General features: G+C 72.1%; 12 protein-coding genes. 6 read left to right on the forward strand and 6 right to left on the reverse strand.

Features of this window, described 5'->3' with window-relative positions:
* Window positions 1-16 precede the first annotated feature (16 nt).
* The 4 genes from ACIRGB_RS00725 to ACIRGB_RS00740 are packed head-to-tail and all read right to left on the reverse strand — an operon-like array spanning window position 17 to window position 5,163.
* Window positions 17-658 (reverse strand): GTP-binding protein, encoded by a 642-nt coding sequence (locus ACIRGB_RS00725; protein WP_403857056.1) that lies wholly within the window; start codon window positions 656-658, stop codon window positions 17-19.
* On the reverse strand, window positions 639-1,082 hold the full coding sequence (locus ACIRGB_RS00730; RefSeq protein ID WP_403857059.1) for a DUF742 domain-containing protein: 444 nt from the start codon (window positions 1,080-1,082) through the stop codon (window positions 639-641). Before ACIRGB_RS00730 ends, ACIRGB_RS00725 begins: the two co-directional genes overlap by 20 nt.
* Window positions 1,079-1,582: a roadblock/LC7 domain-containing protein gene (locus ACIRGB_RS00735; protein ID WP_403857062.1), complete on the reverse strand. Its 504-nt coding sequence runs from the start codon at window positions 1,580-1,582 to the stop codon at window positions 1,079-1,081. The genes ACIRGB_RS00730 and ACIRGB_RS00735 overlap by 4 nt, the downstream gene beginning before the upstream one ends.
* Window positions 1,579-5,163 carry a nitrate- and nitrite sensing domain-containing protein gene (locus ACIRGB_RS00740; RefSeq protein WP_403857065.1) on the reverse strand — a complete coding sequence of 1,195 codons (3,585 nt, stop codon included), beginning with the start codon at window positions 5,161-5,163 and terminating at the stop codon, window positions 1,579-1,581. Before ACIRGB_RS00740 ends, ACIRGB_RS00735 begins: the two co-directional genes overlap by 4 nt.
* Before the next feature lie 453 nt (window positions 5,164-5,616).
* On the opposite strand from ACIRGB_RS00740, the gene ACIRGB_RS00745 reads away from it, so the two are divergent.
* Complete coding sequence (locus ACIRGB_RS00745; RefSeq protein WP_403857068.1) at window positions 5,617-6,408, forward strand: protein phosphatase 2C domain-containing protein; 792 nt, start codon at window positions 5,617-5,619, stop codon at window positions 6,406-6,408.
* A gap of 33 nt (window positions 6,409-6,441) precedes the next feature.
* Here the strand turns inward: ACIRGB_RS00745 and ACIRGB_RS00750 are convergent, their stop codons facing one another.
* Window positions 6,442-6,936, reverse strand: a complete 495-nt coding sequence (locus ACIRGB_RS00750; protein ID WP_403857071.1) for a MarR family winged helix-turn-helix transcriptional regulator — start codon at window positions 6,934-6,936, stop codon at window positions 6,442-6,444.
* Window positions 6,937-7,170: 234 nt separating this feature from the next.
* On the opposite strand from ACIRGB_RS00750, the gene ACIRGB_RS00755 reads away from it, so the two are divergent.
* Window positions 7,171-7,998, forward strand: coding sequence for a lysozyme (locus ACIRGB_RS00755; RefSeq protein ID WP_403857074.1), 828 nt, complete (start codon window positions 7,171-7,173; stop codon window positions 7,996-7,998).
* A 74-nt stretch (window positions 7,999-8,072) separates the two neighbouring features.
* Here ACIRGB_RS00755 and lon read toward each other — a convergent pair whose 3' ends face one another.
* Complete coding sequence (gene lon / locus ACIRGB_RS00760) at window positions 8,073-10,496, reverse strand: endopeptidase La (RefSeq protein WP_403857077.1); 2,424 nt, start codon at window positions 10,494-10,496, stop codon at window positions 8,073-8,075.
* Between the two features lie 177 nt (window positions 10,497-10,673).
* Here lon and ACIRGB_RS00765 point away from each other — a divergent pair, with 177 nt between their 5' ends.
* From ACIRGB_RS00765 to ACIRGB_RS00780, 4 genes are all read left to right on the forward strand, one after another.
* Window positions 10,674-11,372, forward strand: a complete 699-nt coding sequence (locus tag ACIRGB_RS00765; protein ID WP_403857080.1) for a spermidine synthase — start codon at window positions 10,674-10,676, stop codon at window positions 11,370-11,372.
* A 113-nt stretch (window positions 11,373-11,485) separates the two neighbouring features.
* On the forward strand, window positions 11,486-12,220 hold the full coding sequence (locus ACIRGB_RS00770; RefSeq protein WP_003973686.1) for a response regulator transcription factor: 735 nt from the start codon (window positions 11,486-11,488) through the stop codon (window positions 12,218-12,220).
* Window positions 12,217-13,341 carry a sensor histidine kinase gene (locus tag ACIRGB_RS00775; RefSeq protein WP_403857083.1) on the forward strand — a complete coding sequence of 375 codons (1,125 nt, stop codon included), beginning with the start codon at window positions 12,217-12,219 and terminating at the stop codon, window positions 13,339-13,341. The genes ACIRGB_RS00770 and ACIRGB_RS00775 overlap by 4 nt, the downstream gene beginning before the upstream one ends.
* A gap of 283 nt (window positions 13,342-13,624) precedes the next feature.
* On the forward strand, window positions 13,625-17,446 hold the full coding sequence (locus ACIRGB_RS00780) for a multifunctional oxoglutarate decarboxylase/oxoglutarate dehydrogenase thiamine pyrophosphate-binding subunit/dihydrolipoyllysine-residue succinyltransferase subunit (protein WP_403857086.1): 3,822 nt from the start codon (window positions 13,625-13,627) through the stop codon (window positions 17,444-17,446).
* Window positions 17,447-17,502: the final 56 nt, after the last annotated feature.

Here is a 17,502-nt window from a genome sequence, read left to right on the forward strand (position 1 = left end):
CCTACTGGGGGTTCGTCTACTCGGGTGTTTCGTCGAGCGCGTGGCCCACGAGGGACAAGAGGGTCTCGATGGCCGAGATCCGACGGCGCGCATCCATGATCATTACAGGTATGTGCGCCGGGATCGTCAACGCCTCCCGCACGTCCTCCGCCTCGAACAGCTCGCTGCCGTCGAAGTGGTTGACCGCGACGACGTACGGCAGTCCGCAGCTCTCGAAGTAGTCCAGCGCCGGCCAGCAGTCCTTCAGGCGGCGGGTGTCGGCCAGCACCACGGCGCCGATCGCGCCGCGCACCAGGTCGTCCCACATGAACCAGAAGCGCTGCTGGCCCGGGGTGCCGAACAGGTAGAGCACCAGGTCGTCGTCGAGCGTGATGCGGCCGAAGTCCATGGCCACGGTGGTGGTGAGCTTGCCCGGGGTGGCGGTGAGGTCGTCGGTCTCCTCGCTCGCCTCGGTCATCAGCGCCTCGGTCTGCAAGGGCGTGATCTCCGAGACGGCGGTGACCAGCGTGGTCTTGCCGACGCCGAAACCTCCCGCGACGACGATCTTCGTGGCGATCGGCGCGCGGGTGGGGTCCGTCTGCCAGGGCTGCACGGGCCCGTCGGTGTCGACGAGCGGGGGGACGCCGAACGCGGCGGCGTCAGAGACGACGGAGTCCACTGAGCACCCTTTCGAGCAGAGCGCGGTCCGGGCGGCCCGTGCCGTGGCCGGTCCCGGTGCCGTACACACGGATCTTTCCCTGGTCCGCCAGGTCGCTGAGGAGCACGCGGACCACGCCGAGCGGCATCTTCAGCAGCGCGGCGATCTCGGCCACCGTACGCATCCGGCGGCACAGTTCGACGATGGCCCGCATCTCCGGCATCACGCGGGAGGTGAGGCCGCCGTTCGTCAGTTCCTTGCGCTCCTCGGCGGCTTCGAGCGCGGCGGTGCCGGCCGTGGCGCCGACGAACGTCTCCACGAGCAGGACGTGGCCGAAGCGGGTCCGGCCGCCGGTGAGCGAGTAGGGGCGCACCCGGGCGGGTTTGCGGTCGGCGCCGCGCACGGGGAGGTGCCCCCGGCCGTTCATGGCGGGACTGCTGCTCATCGGGCACTCCCCGTCGACTCGGACTCCAGGGATTTCCGCAGCTCGGTGCGGAGTTCGGGGTTCAGGACGTGGCCGGCGCGGCCGACGAAGAGCGCCATGTGGTACGCCACGACGCTCATGTCGCAGTCCGCGGAGCCGTGTACGCCGAGCAGCGAGCCGTCGCTGATCGACATCACGAACAGGCTGCCCTCCTCCATGGCGACCATCGTGTGCTTGACGGTGCCGAAGTCCATCAGCCGGGCGGCGCCGACGGTCAGGCTGCCGACGCCGGAGACGACGGTGGCCAGGTCGGCGGCGGAGCCGCGCGGGCCCGTCCGGGGTGTCTCGCGGGCTTGCCGGGCCTCCTCGTTGCGGCCGGGATCGGAGGACAGGAGCAGGAGCCCGTCGGAGGAGACCACGGCGACCGACTGGATGCCGGGCACCTCCTCGACGAGGTTGGCCAGCAGCCAGTGGAGATTGCGGGCTTCACTGCTCAGTCCGAAGGTACTGGGCGCGGTCAACTGCTTGCCTCCTCGACAGTGCCCCCCGTGGCTTCTTCGGTTGTGTCCGCGTCGACCGGCGCCTGGTGCGGTCCGGTGCGGTCCGCGATCTCCGCCTCGACGTCGCGGCGGCCCGCCTCCGCCCCCCGGCGGAATCCGCCCAGGCGGCGGCGGAGCGCGTCGGCGTCGACGGAACCCGACGGGCGCGGCCGTGGGGCCGCCGCGGGCGTGGTGAGCTTCGGGGTCCGCTTGGGCAGCCCCTTCTCGGTGACCGGCTCGGCGGGCTCGGTCCGTCCGGTGCCCTCGTCCGGGGTGCGGTCGTGGGCGTCGGGCCCGATGGCGTAGGCGTCGGCGGCACGGGGGCCGGGGATGCGGGCGGCGTCGGACTCCGGCGCGGGCCGTTCCGGTGCCGGTGTCTCCGACGGTTCCGGGGGCACCGGGGGCAGCAGCAACGCCATCGTGGCATCGTCGGGCAGATCGTGGCCGGAGGCCTGCGCCGCCCCACGGGACGACGCCTCCTCTCCGGGCTCCTGACCCGCCGCGGTGTCCCCGCCGGGACGCGGGTCCGTGTCCGTCTCCGGCGCCTGGCCGTCGGCCGGCCGCTCCGGGACGGCGTCCGGCTCGGTGTCCGGGGCGGAGTCCCGAGGGGTCCCGCGGTCCGGGTCCGCGACGGGCTCCGACGCCGGGGGCGTCACGGAGGCCGGGGCGGGCGTGCCGGCGACCGCCTCGGTGCGCTCCAGCTCACCGCCCGCGACGGACTCGGAGGGCGCCTCGGGCCCTGGGGCCGTGTCGCTCCCGGAGCGCGCCTCGGATACGGAGTCCCTGTGGGCCGGGGGGCCCACCTCGGGCTCGGAGCCCGGGTGGGACGCGGCGAGTCCCTCGGGCCGGGAGCCAGCCCCGGCCCCGGTGCCTGCCATGGACCCCGAGCCAGCCTCAGTCCGGAAACCCGGGTCGCCCGCAGTGCCCGCGTCGGGCCGCCAAGGGGCGGACTCGGAACCCACGCCAATCTCGGTGACCGCCTCGGACCGGGAGTCCGGACCGACCCCGGAGCCCACCTCAGGCCCGGTGCCCGCATCGGCCCCGGAGCCAGCCCCGAACCCAGAATCGGCCTCGGACCGGGGATCCGGGTCGACCCCGGAGCCCGCGTCGGGTTCGAAGCTCGCCTCGGACCTGGGGGCCGCCTCCGATCCGGAGGCCACCTCGGTCTCAGAGACCCCCTCGGACCCGGTGCCCTCCTCGGACCCGGTGTCTTCCTCGGGCGCGGAACCCGCCTCGGACCCGGCGCCCGTCTCCGACTCGGCTCGGTGTACGGCGCGTTCCGCTGAGGCCACCAGGGGGTCCGGGCTCTCCTGGGGGCCCTTTTCCGCTCGGCCGTGCAGGACGTTGGAGTTGGCCTCCGCGTCGGCGCCGGGGAGGGTGAAGGAGCCGGTGGTGTCGGACACCGGCACGGTCGGGGCCAGCGCGGCCGGAGGGGCCGCCGCGAGCAGGGGGCTCGGGAGGACGACGACGGCCGCGACGCCGCCCTGCTTCTGCTCGCGCAGCCGGACCCGCGCCCCGTGCCGGTGGGCGAGCCGGGCGACGACGTAGAGGCCGAGCCCGAGGCCGTCCTCGCCCTCCTGGTCGTACGGCGCGTTCGGGTCGAAGTCGGTGAGGCGGGCGTTGAGCCGCTGGAGGCGTTCGGTGGCCATGCCGATGCCCTCGTCCTGGACGGAGAGCATCACCTCGCCGTTCTCCAGGAGCCAGCCGGAGACCTCGACGGGCAGGTCGGGCGGCGAGAAGGAGGTGGCGTTCTCCATCAGCTCGGCCAGCAGGTGGGAGAGGTCGTCGGCGGCGAACCCGGCCACGTGGGCGTGCGGCGGCAGCGCGGCGATGCGCACCCGCTCGTACCGCTCGATCTCGCTGACCGCGGCCCGCACCACGTCGACCAGCGGCACCGGGGAGGCGCTGTGCTGGACGTGCTCGGTACCGGCGAGGACGAGGAGGTTCTCGCTGTGCCGGCGCATGACCGTGGCGAAGTGGTCGAGCTTGAACAGGGTGGCCAGGCGGTCCGGGTCCTGCTCGCGCTCCTCCAGGCTCTCGATGACGGCCAGTTGCCGCTCGACCAGACCGAGGGTGCGCAGCGCCAGGTTGACGAAGGTGGAGCCGATGCTCTTGCGCACCACCTCCAGCTGGGCGGCGGACTCGGCGAGTTCGGCGCGCAGTTCCTCCCGGGCGTCGGCCATCTTCTGCCGCTGGCCGACCAGGTGCTTGCGGTCGGACTCCAGCGTGGCGACCCGCCCGGCGAGCGTCGCGGCGTGCGCGTGCAGGGCGTTGACGGAGCGGACCACCTGGGCGAACTCGTCGTTGCGGCCGGTGAAGGCGACCGGCTCCTGAGCCGTCGGGTCCTCCGCCTCGGCCAGCCGGGCCGAGCCGCGGCGCAGCACCGACAGCGGACGGGTGAGGGTGCGGGCCAGGGCGGTGGCGATGCCGACGGCGAGCAGGATCAGGGCGCCGAGGACGGCGATCCGGATCTCCAGCGCGGTGACGTCGTCGTCGCGCAGCTGCTCCAGGGCCTGGACGCGCTTCTCGTACAGCGCGGACTCGGCGCCGCGCATCGCGTCCACGCGGGCGGAGAGCACGGCGTCCAGCCGCTTGGTGCTGGTGCGCAGGTCGCCGTCGGAGAGCGTCGGCTGGTCGGTGAGGCCGGCCAGGTACTTCTCGGCCGAGTTGACCTCGGGCCCGGCGACGGTGGCGTCGAAGCTGCTCCGCGCCTCCTTGGGGGCGCCCTCGCGGAAGTCGGCGAGGGCCGCGTCGGAGCGCACCCGGGCCTGCTGCGCGGCGGCGGCGAGGGCGTCGCGCTGCTCGGCGTCGGCGTCCGAGGTGCCGGTCGTATCGGTCGGCAGGCCGGTGAGCGGGTCGATGACGGTCTCGGTGGTGCTCGGCACGTTCAGCGCCGCCAGCAGCAGCCCGCGGGTGGCGGCGGCCTGCTGGACGGCGGTGTCCAGCTCGGCGAGGGCGTACGCACCGGAGCCCGCGCGGGGCGGCATCTGCTCGCCCAGCTTCTCGGCCAGGGCGTGGAGTTCGGTGATCGCCTCCGAGTACGCCTCGTGGGCCTGGAGCGCGGTGCTCTTGCCGGTGAGGGCGGCGCGGCGCAGCGCGGCGACGGCGTCGAGGTCCTCGCGCAGGGAGGCGGGCGTGTCGGAGTCGGCGCGCAGCTCCTCCACCTGGCGGTCGACGCGGGCGCTGCGCTGCTCGGAGGGCGCCTTGGACTGGGGGCGGCCGGCCGCGATGTACGGGGTGACCTCGTCGCGCTCGTCGGCGAGGGAGTGGGCGAGGGTCAGCGCGCTCTGGGTCTGCTCGGCGAGCGTCACCAGTTCCTGGGAGTCGTGCAGTTGCCCGGAGGCGGCCACGACCGACGGGGCTCCGGCTCCGGCGACGGCGGCTGCCACGACGGCCACCGCGACGATGAGGCGGTTGCGTACGTGGGTGGGACGGCCCTTGCCGACGGGGGCCTCCGGCTGGTGCGGAGGGGTGGAGGTGCCGGGGGTGCGCTCCGCGCTCCCCACGGGGGCCGTCTGCTTGCCTGTGCGACGAGGCCGCGTCTTCTGCACCGGTGCTCGCATTCCTGACTCGTGTACCCGGGGGTCCGGGTGGCGCTCCGTCAACTGGCCGGTCGGGGGCGCGTGCACCCTCCGCCGGGCGCTGGGCTGTTTCCCTGCCGCCGGCAGCGCGTCGGGCGGGGAGACCGCGTGAGCGGGGCAGGCCCCCCACCGGTTCCCGACCCTCCCAGTGCCGGTGGGCGGTGAGTGCGCATCATCCGACCCGCCACCCGAAGGAGTGAACCCCGGAGGGGAGTTGAGGAGCAAGTTCCCCCGGCTCGTGCCGCACGGGTGTCCGGCGAGCCGGTTGGACGTCTGCGACGGGCGGTGGCACTATGTGCCGCCACGCGCCGCCGGAGGCTGGAATTCCACCTCAAATCCGGCGCCTGACCTGCGCCGGGGCCTCGATTCCGGGAGGTCCGCAGGAGGATGCCGACCTTGTGCGAACGCCGTGAAGGGGTCGTGCAGACTGGCCGGATGCGTACGGAACTCGTCTCGGAACCAGGCCTCGCCGACCAGCCCAACGAGGACTTCGCGAGCGTCGCACTACCGGCCTCCGGACAGGGCGGCTCACTCGTCGTGCTGGACGGCGTGACGCCGCCACGGACCGCGACGGGCTGTCTGCATTCCGTGCCGTGGTTCACGGCGCGCCTGGGTGGGGCGCTGACCGAACTGACCGTTTCACTCCCGGATCTCCCCCTCGCCGACGTCCTGTCCCGCGCCATCGCTCGTACCGCGACGGCCCACGCGGAAACCTGTGACCTTTCTCACCCGCGCACACCGCAGGCAACCGTGGTTCTCGCCCGCTGGTCCCCGGCCGCGGTCGAGTACCTGGTCCTGTCCGACTCGGCCCTGCTGGTGGAGGCGTCCGACGGCACCCTCACGCCCGTCCTGGACGACCGGCTGTCCCGGCTGCCGCGCTCGGCACTGGTGAGCGATGCGGTGATCGACGCCGAACTGCGCAACAGGGAGGGCGGCTTCTTCACGGCCGCGGCCGACCCCGGGGTGGCGGCGCGCGCCGTGACGGGGGTGCTGCCGCGGGAGGGGGTGCGGACGCTGGCGGCGCTGACGGACGGGGCGGCGCGGTGGGTGGAGAAGTTCGGGGAGGGCGACTGGGCGGACTGCCTGACGCTGGTGCGCAAGCAGGGCGCGCAGGCGCTGGTGGACCGGGTGCGGGAGCTGGAGCGCGCGGACGCGGCGGGCGACCGGGCGTTCCTCGGGCGCAGCAAGACGCACGACGACGCGACGGTGGTCTACGCCGAGTTGTGAGCCGAGTGGTGAGACGGACGTCCTGCGCCGGTCCTACCTCTCCATCCCCCGGTTGAGTTCGTGCAGCAGCCGGGCCAGTTCCGTCACCTCGCGCGGGTCCCAGTCGGCGAGCCGGCGGGCGTACCGGGCACGGCGGGCCTCCCGGACCCGGCCGACGCGTGCCTGGCCCTCCGGGGTGAGGGTGACCAGCCAGGCCCGGCCGTCCGCGGGGTCCGGCTCGCGGGCGACGAGTCCGAGGTCCTCCAGGGCGCGCAGCTGGCGGGACATCGTCGCCTTGCCGACGCCGATGAAGGCGGCGAGGTCGGTGGCGCGCTGGCCGCCGCACTCGCCGAGCCGGACGAGCAGGCCGTACGCGGACGACTCCAGGTCAGGGTGGACCTCCCGGGCCATCTCCCCCTGGTTGGCCCGTGCCCGTCGCAGCAGGACGGTCAGCTCCCGTTCCAGGGCGAGGAACTCGGGTTGGTTCACACCACCGCCGGACAGGCGGGCTTCGCCTGCGCGACCGCCGCCGTTCCCGTCTTCGTGCACGTCAGCCCCTGCCTCGATTTTCCGGTCCTGAAAGTTTCCGCCACGGGCCGCCATCGCCGCAGCTCGCCAAGTATTTCGCAGGCTTAGACCAACGGCGGCTCCCGGTCCTCTTCCACCCGCCGTTTCTACGTGCGTAGAGTTTTCACCGCACCTCCGGATGGCATGCGCACGCCATCCAGGTCTCCCCACCCGCGCAACCCCCACCGAGCACCACCGAGCCAGCGGAGGCACGTCATGCTCGTGCACAGATCCGGATCGGCCCGTGGACGGCGGTTCGCCGTCACCGGAATCCTGCTCGCCGCGTTCTCCCTCGTGTTCACCCTTCCCGCCGACGCCGCGTCGTCCGCGGACGTCCCGCCGCGCGGCTCCGCCCACATGGGCATGGGCGTCGCGGCCCACGACGGCGAACACGGCACCCCCGTCCCGGGCCGCGCGGCCCAGACGGAGGGCGTCGACGTCTCCAGCCACCAGGGCAACGTCGCCTGGTCGACCCTGTGGAACAGCGGCGTCAGGTGGGCCTACGCCAAGGCCACCGAGGGGACGTACTACACCAACCCCTACTTCGCCCAGCAGTACAACGGCTCCTACAACGTCGGCATGATCCGGGGCGCGTACCACTTCGCCACCCCGGACACGACGAGCGGCGCCACCCAGGCCAACTACTTCGTCGACCACGGCGGCGGCTGGTCCAGGGACGGCAGGACGCTGCCGGGCGCGCTCGACATCGAGTGGAACCCGTACGGCGCCGCCTGCTACGGCATGTCGCAGAGCGCGATGGTCTCCTGGATCCGCGACTTCCTGAACACGTACAAGGCGCGCACCGGCCGGGACGCTGTCATCTACACGGCCACCAGCTGGTGGACCCAGTGCACCGGCAACTACGGCGGTTTCGCCGCGTACAACCCGCTGTGGATCGCCCGGTACGCCACGACGGTGGGCACCCTGCCGGCCGGCTGGGGCTACTACACGATGTGGCAGTACACGTCGTCCGGTCCGACCGTCGGCGATCACAACAAGTTCAACGGCGCGCTGGACCGCGTCCAGGCCCTCGCCAACGGCTGACGGCCCCTCGCTCGCGGGCGAAGGCCCGGGCCCCCTCACGGGACCCGGGCCTTCGCCCCTTGGGTGCGCGTCCGTCACGCCGCGACCGGAACCTCACGCTCCGCACCGTTGGTCGCCGGTGCGAGCGCCAGCTCCAGGACCTGGCGGACGTCGGTGACGGCGTGGACGTCGAGCGTGTCCAGCACCTGGGCCGGGACGTCGTCCAGGTCGGGCTCGTTGCGCTTGGGGATGATCACCGTGGTGATCCCCGCCCGGTGCGCGGCGAGCAACTTCTGCTTGACCCCGCCGATCGGCAGCACCCGCCCGGTCAGCGAGACCTCGCCGGTCATCGCCACGTCGGTGCGGACCAGCCGGCCCGAGAGCAGCGAGGCGAGGGCCGTGGTCATGGTGACGCCGGCGCTCGGGCCGTCCTTGGGGACCGCGCCCGCCGGGAAGTGGATGTGCGCTCCCCGGTCCTTGAGGTCGCCCACCGGCAGTTCCAGCTCGGCGCCGTGGCTGCGCAGGAAGCTCAGCGCGATCTGCGCCGACTCCTTCATCACGTCGCCCAGCTGACCGGTCAGCGTCAGACCCGCCGCGCCGGTCTCCGGGTCGGCCAGCGACGCCTCGACGTAGAGGACGTCGCCGCCCGCGCCGGTGACCGCGAGACCGGTGGCCACGCCGGGCACCGCGGTGCGCCGCTCGGCCGGGTCCTGGGCGGACTCGGGCACGTGGTGCGGCCGGCCGATCAGCTCGCGCAGGTCGCCGTCGGTGACGGTGAACGGCAGCTCCCGCTCGCCCAGCTCGTGCTGGGCCGCCACCTTGCGCAGCAGCCGCGCGATGGACCGCTCCAGGGTGCGCACGCCCGCCTCGCGGGTGTACTCGCCCGCCAGCTTGCGCAGCGCGCCCTCGTCGACGGTGACCTCGTCGGCGTCCAGTCCGGCCCGCTCCAGCTGGCGCGGGAGCAGGTGGTCACGGGCGATGACGACCTTCTCGTCCTCGGTGTAGCCGTCGAGGCGGACCAGCTCCATGCGGTCGAGCAGGGCCTCCGGGATGGCCTCCAGGACGTTGGCGGTGGCGAGGAAGACCACGTCGGACAGGTCCAGCTCCACCTCCAGGTAGTGGTCCCGGAAGGTGTGGTTCTGGGCCGGGTCCAGGACCTCCAGCAGCGCGGCGGCCGGGTCGCCCCGGAAGTCGGAGCCCACCTTGTCGATCTCGTCGAGCAGGACGACCGGGTTCATCGACCCCGCCTCCTTGATCGCCCGCACGATCCGGCCGGGCAGCGCGCCGACGTAGGTACGCCGGTGACCGCGGATCTCGGCCTCGTCGCGGACGCCGCCGAGGGCGACGCGGACGAACTTGCGGCCCATCGCATGGGCGACGGACTCGCCGAGGCTGGTCTTGCCGACGCCGGGCGGACCGACCAGGGCCAGTACGGCACCGCCGCGCCGGCCGCCGACCACGCCGAGGCCCCGGTCGCCGCGCCGCTTGCGCACGGCCAGGTACTCGGTGATGCGCTCCTTCACGTCCTCCAGGCCCGCGTGCTCGGCGTCGAGCACGGCCTGGGCGCCCCGGATGTCGTAGGCGTCCTCGGTGCGCTCGCTCCACGGCATCTCCAGGACCGTGTCGAGCCAGGTGCGGATCCAGGAGCCCTCGGGCGACTGGTCGGAGGACCGCTCCAGCTTGTCGACCTCCTTGAGCGCGGCCTCGCGGACCTTCTCGGGCAGGTCGGCGGCCTCCACCCGGGCACGGTAGTCGTCGGACTCCTCGCCCTCCTGCTCGCCGTTGATCTCGCGCAGCTCCTTGCGGACGGCTTCGAGCTGGCGGCGCAGCAGGAACTCGCGCTGCTGCTTGTCGACGCCCTCCTGGACGTCCTTGGCGATGGTCTCGGCGACGTCCTGTTCGGCGAGGTGGTCGCGCAGCTGCTGGGTGGCGAGCTTCAGGCGGGCGACCGGATCGGTGGTCTCGAGCAGCTCGACCTTCTGCTCGGTGCTCAGGAACGGCGAGTAACCGGAGTTGTCGGCGAGCGCGGACACGTCGTCGATGGCCTGGACCCGGTCGACGACCTGCCAGGCGCCGCGCTTGCGCAGCCACGCGGTGGCGAGAGCCTTGTACTCCTTCACCAGCTCGGTGACCTGGCCGGGCAGCGGATCGGGAACGGTCTCGTCGACCCGGGTGCCCTCGACCCAGAGCGCGGCGCCCGGGCCGGTGGTGCCGGCGCCGATGCGCACCCGGTCACGGCCGCGGATCAGGGCGCCGGGGTCGCCGTCGGCCAGGCGGCCGACCTGCTCCACCGTGCCGAGCACGCCGGTGGCGGCGTGGGTGCCGTCGATGCGCGGGACGAGCAGGACCCGGGGCTTGCCGGGCTCGGACCTGGCGGCGGCCTGGGCGGCCTCCACCGCGGCCCGCACCTCGGCGTCGCTCAGGTCCAGGGGGACGACCATTCCGGGCAGGACCACTTCGTCGTCGAGCGGCAGCACGGGCAGGGTGAGCGGTGTGAAGGCGGCGGACTCAGCAGCCATGATCTCCCCTTCGGCAGTCAAGTTGAGTTACACCGACTCAATGAAAGGGAGCCCCTGATTGTTCCCCAAGGGATGTTCGCTCTCAGCGATCAAGCTCCGGGGGTACATCCCGCCTCCGGGGACAGCACCGCCGGACCGGGCGGCATTCCTGCGCGGGGCGGGTGCCAGGATGGGCCGATGCCCCTCCCTACCCACGACTCCCCCGAGCCCGCCGAGGTGCTGGACCGCCGCGAGGGTCCGTACGGCGAGGTGGTCCTGCGCCGGCACGGGACCCTGCTCCAGATCATCGCCAACGGCTGCTTCCTGATGGACACCTCCGACGGGCGGTCGGAGCGGCGGCTGGTCGACGCGGCGGCCGACGCGCTGGCCGCCTCCGGCGGACGGACCGCGCCGCACCTGCTCATCGGCGGACTCGGCGTCGGCTTCTCCCTCGCCCACGCGGCCGCCGACCCCCGCTGGGGCCGGATCGCGGTCGTCGAACGCGAGGGCGCCATCATCGACTGGCACCGCACCGGACCGCTGGCCGCGCTCTCCGCCGACGCGCTGGCCGACCCCCGCACGGAGGTCGTCGAGGCGGACCTGGTCGCGTACGTCAATGAGACATCCGACACGTACGACGCCCTGTGCCTGGACATCGACAACGGCCCCGGCTGGACCGTCACCGAGGGCAACGACGGGCTGTACGCACCGGCCGGACTGGCGGGCTGCGCACGCCTGTTGAGGCCCGGCGGAGTGCTCGCCGTATGGTCCGCGCAGCCCTCTCCGGAATTCGAAGAAACCTTGCGTAATGCCGGTTTCCAGCAGGTGCGTACCGAAGAGATCCCCGTTGCCCGGGGCGTTCCGGACGTCGTGCACATCGGCGTCGGGCCTGGATAGCAAAGGCGTGGTGACTCCCCGTACGCTGCTGCCCTGACGCGGATCATTCAAGCGTCAAGCGCAGTCATGGGATCACCCCACGGATTCCGTAAAGCACACCTCAGGGGCGGGCGATGGAGCAGACACAGACCTCCCACAACGGCACGGCCACCCAGGGCGCCCAGCGTCGGGTGCTGGTGGTCGAGGACGATCAGACGATCGTGGACGCCATCGCGACCCGGCTGCGCGCCGAGGGGTTCCTGGTGCAAACGGCGGGCGACGGTCCGTCCGCCGTCGACACGGCCGAGGCATGGCAGCCCGACCTGCTGATCCTCGACATCATGCTGCCCGGCTTCGACGGCCTGGAGGTCTGCCGGCGCGTGCAGGCCCAGCGGCCGGTGCCGGTGCTGATGCTCACCGCGCGCGACGACGAGACGGACATGCTGGTCGGCCTCGGCGTGGGCGCCGACGACTACATGACCAAGCCGTTCTCGATGCGCGAGCTGGCCGCCCGCGTGCACGTGCTGCTGCGGCGGGTCGAGCGGGCCGTGGTGGCCGCCTCGACGCCGCGCAGCGGCATCCTGCGCCTGGGCGAACTGGAGATCGACCACGCGCAGCGCCGGGTGCGGGTGCGCAGTGAGGACGTCCACCTCACGCCGACCGAGTTCGACCTGCTGGTCTGCCTGGCGAACACCCCTCGCGCGGTCCTCTCCCGCGAGCAGCTGCTCGCCGAGGTGTGGGACTGGGCGGACGCCTCCGGCACCCGGACCGTGGACAGCCACATCAAGGCGTTGCGCCGGAAGATCGGCGCCGAGCGCATCCGCACCGTGCACGGCGTGGGCTACGCGCTGGAGACGCCGACGCCATGAGCCGAGAACGGGAAGCCGCACGGAGGAGCCCCGGCTCTCGGCACTCCGGGGAGTCCTGGGGCGGCGTACGCCCGTTCTCGATCAAGACCAAGCTGGGCGCGCTGGTCGTCACGTCGGTACTGATCACCACCGGCCTGTCGGTGATCGCGGTGCACACCAAGACGGAGCTGCGCTTCATCACGGTGTTCTCGATGATCGCCACCCTGCTGATCACGCAGTTCGTGGCGCACTCGCTGACCGCGCCGCTGGACGAGATGAACGCGGTGGCCCGGTCCATCTCGCACGGCGACTACACCCGCCGGGTGCGCGAGAACCGCCGCGACGAGCTGGGCGACCTGGCCGTCACCATCAACCGCATGGCCGACGACCTGGAGGCCCAGGACCTCCAGCGCAAGGAGCTGGTGGCGAACGTCTCGCACGAGCTGCGCACCCCGATCGCGGGCCTGCGCGCGGTGCTGGAGAACATCGTCGACGGCGTCACCGAGGCCGACCCGGAGACCATGCGCACCGCGCTCGGCCAGACCGAGCGGCTCGGCCGGCTGGTGGAGACGCTGCTGGACCTCTCCCGCCTGGACAACGGCGTCATACCGCTGCGCAAGCGGCGCTTCGAGGTGTGGCCGTACCTGTCGGGCGTGCTGAAGGAGGCCAACATGGTCGCCTCCGCGCGCGCGGGCATCGCCTCCGGCTCCGGCAGCCACACCCGCACCGACGTGCACCTGGCCCTGGACGTCTTCCCGCCGGAGCTGACCGCGCACGCCGACCCCGAGCGCATCCACCAGGTCGTCGCCAACCTCATCGACAACGCCGTCAAGCACAGCCCGCCGCACGGCCGGGTGACGGTCCGGGCGCGGCGCGGGGAGCTGCCCGAGTCGCTGGAGCTGGAGGTGCTCGACGAGGGCCCCGGCATTCCGCGCTCGGAGTGGCGCCGGGTGTTCGAGCGGTTCAACCGGGGGTCGGTGTCCCGGCCGCACGGTCCGGGCAGCGACGGCGGCACCGGTCTCGGCCTCGCCATCGCGCGCTGGGCGGTGGATCTGCACGGCGGCCGGATCGGCGTGGCCGAATCCGAGCGGGGCTGCCGGATCCTCATCACTCTTCCGGGCCTGCCGTCGACGACCGGTTGACGTAGGGTTCGCAGCGGAGCACCAAGATCCACTGCGTCCGCCCTGGCGGACACGTGTGATCAGGCACGGACCCGCGTTTTCGAGGCGCCGGGTCGCGGTCTCCCGATCCCGCACGTAGCGGAACCTCGCTTGTTTCCCGCCATTTCCAGCGCCGAAACACAGTCTGTGATGTGACTTACGCGACGATGAACGGGCCCGGCCTGACCTTCGGGGGCCGGTAGGCGTAGCCTTGATTCCCGCTGTCCACCATCTTGTGAAGAAGCGGAAGAGGGCGGTTCTCGCCGTGTCGCCACAGTCCCCCAGTAACTCGAGCATCTCGACCGACACCGACCAAGCAGGCGCGGGAAAGAACCCCGCGGCCGCCTTCGGTGCCAATGAGTGGCTCGTCGACGAGATCTATCAGCAGTACCTCCAGGACCCGAACTCCGTGGACCGAGCCTGGTGGGACTTCTTCGCCGACTACAAGCCCGGAGCGGCGGCGCAGCCCGCGTCCGACGCGGTGACCACGGACTCCGGCAGCACGCCGCAGGCCGCTCCCGCCCCGCAGGCGCAGGCCCCCGCCGCGGCCCCGGCCCCGGCCCAGCCGAAGGCGGCGACGTCCGCTCCCGCGCAGCCCGCCGCGCCCGCCCCCGCCGCTCCGGCCGCGAAGCCCGCCGCCGCGCCCGCGCCGGCCAAGCCCGCCGCCAAGCCGCAGACGAAGGCCGCCGCGCCCGCCAAGGACGCCGGCGCCGCCGCCGAGGGCCCCGAGCTGGTGACCCTGCGCGGCCCGGCCGCCGCGGTCGCGAAGAACATGAACGCCTCGCTGGAGCTGCCCACGGCCACGTCCGTGCGCGCGGTCCCGGTGAAGCTGCTGTTCGACAACCGCATCGTCATCAACAACCACCTCAAGCGCGCGCGGGGCGGGAAGATCTCCTTCACGCACCTGATCGGCTACGCGATGGTGCAGGCCATCAAGGCCATGCCGTCGATGAACCACTCGTTCGGCGAGAAGGACGGCAAGCCGACCCTGGTCAAGCCGGCCCACATCAACCTCGGCCTCGCCATCGACCTGGTCAAGCCCAACGGCGACCGCCAGCTGGTCGTCGCGGCGATCAAGAAGGCCGAGACGCTGAACTTCTTCGAGTTCTGGCAGGCCTACGAGGACATCGTCCGTCGCGCCCGCGACAACAAGCTGACGATGGACGACTTCACCGGCGTCACGGTCTCCCTGACCAACCCCGGCGGCCTCGGCACCGTGCACTCCGTGCCGCGTCTGATGCCCGGCCAGTCGGTCATCCTGGGCGTCGGCTCCATGGACTACCCGGCGGAGTTCCAGGGCACCAGCCAGGACACCCTGAACAAGCTCGGCATCTCGAAGGTCATGACGCTCACGTCGACCTACGACCACCGGGTCATCCAGGGCGCCGCCTCCGGCGAGTTCCTCCGCCAGGTCGCCAACCTGCTGCTGGGCGAGAACGGCTTCTACGACGACATCTTCAAGGCGCTGCGCATCCCCTACGAGCCGGTCCGCTGGCTCAAGGACATCGACGCCTCGCACGACGACGACGTCACCAAGGCCGCCCGCGTCTTCGAGCTGATCCACTCCTACCGGGTGCGCGGCCACGTCATGGCCGACACCGACCCGCTGGAGTACCAGCAGCGCAAGCACCCCGACCTGGACATCACCGAGCACGGGCTCACCCTGTGGGACCTGGAGCGCGAGTTCGCGGTCGGCGGCTTCGCCGGCAAGTCCCTGATGAAGCTGCGCGACATCCTCGGCGTGCTGCGCGACTCGTACTGCCGCACCACCGGCGTCGAGTTCATGCACATCCAGGACCCGAAGCAGCGCAAGTGGATCCAGGACCGCATCGAGCGCTCGCACACCAAGCCGGAGCGCGAGGAGCAGCTGCGCATCCTGCGCCGCCTGAACGCCGCCGAGGCGTTCGAGACGTTCCTCCAGACCAAGTACGTCGGCCAGAAGCGGTTCTCCCTGGAGGGCGGCGAGTCCGTCATCCCGCTGCTCGACGCGGTCATCGACTCGGCGGCCGAGTCCCGCCTGGACGAGGTCGTCATCGGCATGGCCCACCGCGGCCGGCTGAACGTGCTGGCCAACGTGGTCGGCAAGTCGTACGCGCAGATCTTCCGCGAGTTCGAGGGCAACCTCGACCCGAAGTCGATGCACGGCTCCGGCGACGTGAAGTACCACCTGGGCGCCGAGGGCACCTTCACCGGCCTGGACGGCGAGCAGATCAAGGTCTCGCTGGTCGCCAACCCCTCGCACCTGGAGGCGGTGGACCCGGTCCTGGAGGGCGTCTCGCGCGCCAAGCAGGACATCATCAACAAGGGCGGCACGGACTTCACCGTCCTGCCGGTGGCGATCCACGGCGACGCGGCCTTCGCGGGCCAGGGCGTGGTGGCCGAGACCCTGAACATGTCGCAGCTGCGCGGCTACCGCACCGGCGGCACGGTCCACGTCGTCATCAACAACCAGGTCGGCTTCACCGCCGCCCCGGAGTCCTCGCGCTCCTCGATGTACGCCACCGACGTGGCCCGCATGATCGAGGCCCCGATCTTCCACGTGAACGGCGACGACCCGGAGGCCTGCGTCCGCGTGGCGCGGCTCGCCTTCGAGTTCCGCCAGGCGTTCAACAAGGACGTGGTGATCGACCTCATCTGCTACCGCCGCCGCGGTCACAACGAGACCGACAACCCGGCCTTCACCCAGCCGCTGATGTACGACCTGATCGACAAGAAGCGCTCGGTGCGCAAGCTGTACACCGAGTCCCTCATCGGTCGCGGCGACATCACCCTGGAGGAGGCCGAGCAGGCGCTCCAGGACTACCAGGGCCAGCTGGAGAAGGTCTTCACCGAGGTCCGCGAGGCCGTCTCGCAGCCGGCGTCCGCGGAGCCCTCGGAGCCGCAGGCGGAGTTCCCGGTCGCGGTGAACACCGCGATCAGCGCGGAGACCGTCAAGCGCATCGCCGAGTCCCAGGTCAACATCCCCGACCACATCACCGTGCACCCGCGGCTGCTGCCGCAGTTGCAGCGCCGCGCGGCGATGGTCGAGGACGGCACGATCGACTGGGGCATGGGCGAGACCCTCGCCGTCGGCTCCCTCCTCCTGGACGGCGTGCCGGTCCGGCTCACCGGCCAGGACTCGCAGCGCGGCACCTTCGGCCAGCGCCACGCGGTCGTCATCGACCGGGAGACGGGCGACGAGTTCACCCCGCTGCTGTACCTGTCCGAGGACCAGGCCCGGTACAACGTCTACAACTCCCTGCTGTCCGAGTACGCGGTGATGGGCTTCGAGTACGGCTACTCGCTGGCCCGCCCGGACGCGCTGGTGATGTGGGAGGCGCAGTTCGGCGACTTCGTCAACGGCGCGCAGACGGTCGTGGACGAGTTCATCTCGTCGGCCGAGCAGAAGTGGAACCAGACGAGCGGCGTGACGCTGCTGCTCCCGCACGGCTACGAGGGCCAGGGCCCGGACCACTCCTCGGCCCGCCCCGAGCGCTTCCTCCAGCTGTGCGCGCAGAACAACATGACGGTCGCGATGCCGACCCTGCCGTCGAACTACTTCCACCTCCTGCGGTGGCAGGTGCACAACCCGCACCACAAGCCGCTGGTGGTCTTCACCCCGAAGTCGATGCTGCGCCTGAAGGCGGCGGCCTCGAAGGCGGAGGAGTTCACGACGGGCCAGTTCCGCCCGGTCATCGGCGACGACTCGGTCGAGGCGTCCGCGGTGAAGAAGGTCGTCTTCTGCGCCGGCAAGGTCTACTACGACCTCGACGCCGAGCGGAAGAAGCGCGGCGTGACGGACACGGCGATCATCCGCATCGAGCGCCTGTACCCGCTGCCGGGTGCCGAGCTCCAGGCGGAGATCGCCAAGTACCCGAACGCCGAGAAGTACCTGTGGGCGCAGGAGGAGCCGGCGAACCAGGGTGCCTGGCCGTTCATCGCGCTCAACCTGATCGACCACCTGGACCTGGCGGTCGGCGCCGACGTCCCGCACGGCGAGCGCCTGCGCCGCATCTCGCGGCCGCACGGCTCGTCCCCAGCCGTCGGCTCGGCCAAGCGGCACCAGGCCGAGCAGGAGCAGCTGGTGCGCGAGGTCTTCGAGGCGTGAGCCACTGACGCCGACGACGCCCGCGTCGTGAAGGGCCCGGCCCCGGAGATGTTCCG

The organism is Streptomyces sp. NPDC102490 (genome assembly GCF_044765285.1).
Lineage (GTDB): Bacteria > Actinomycetota > Actinomycetes > Streptomycetales > Streptomycetaceae > Streptomyces.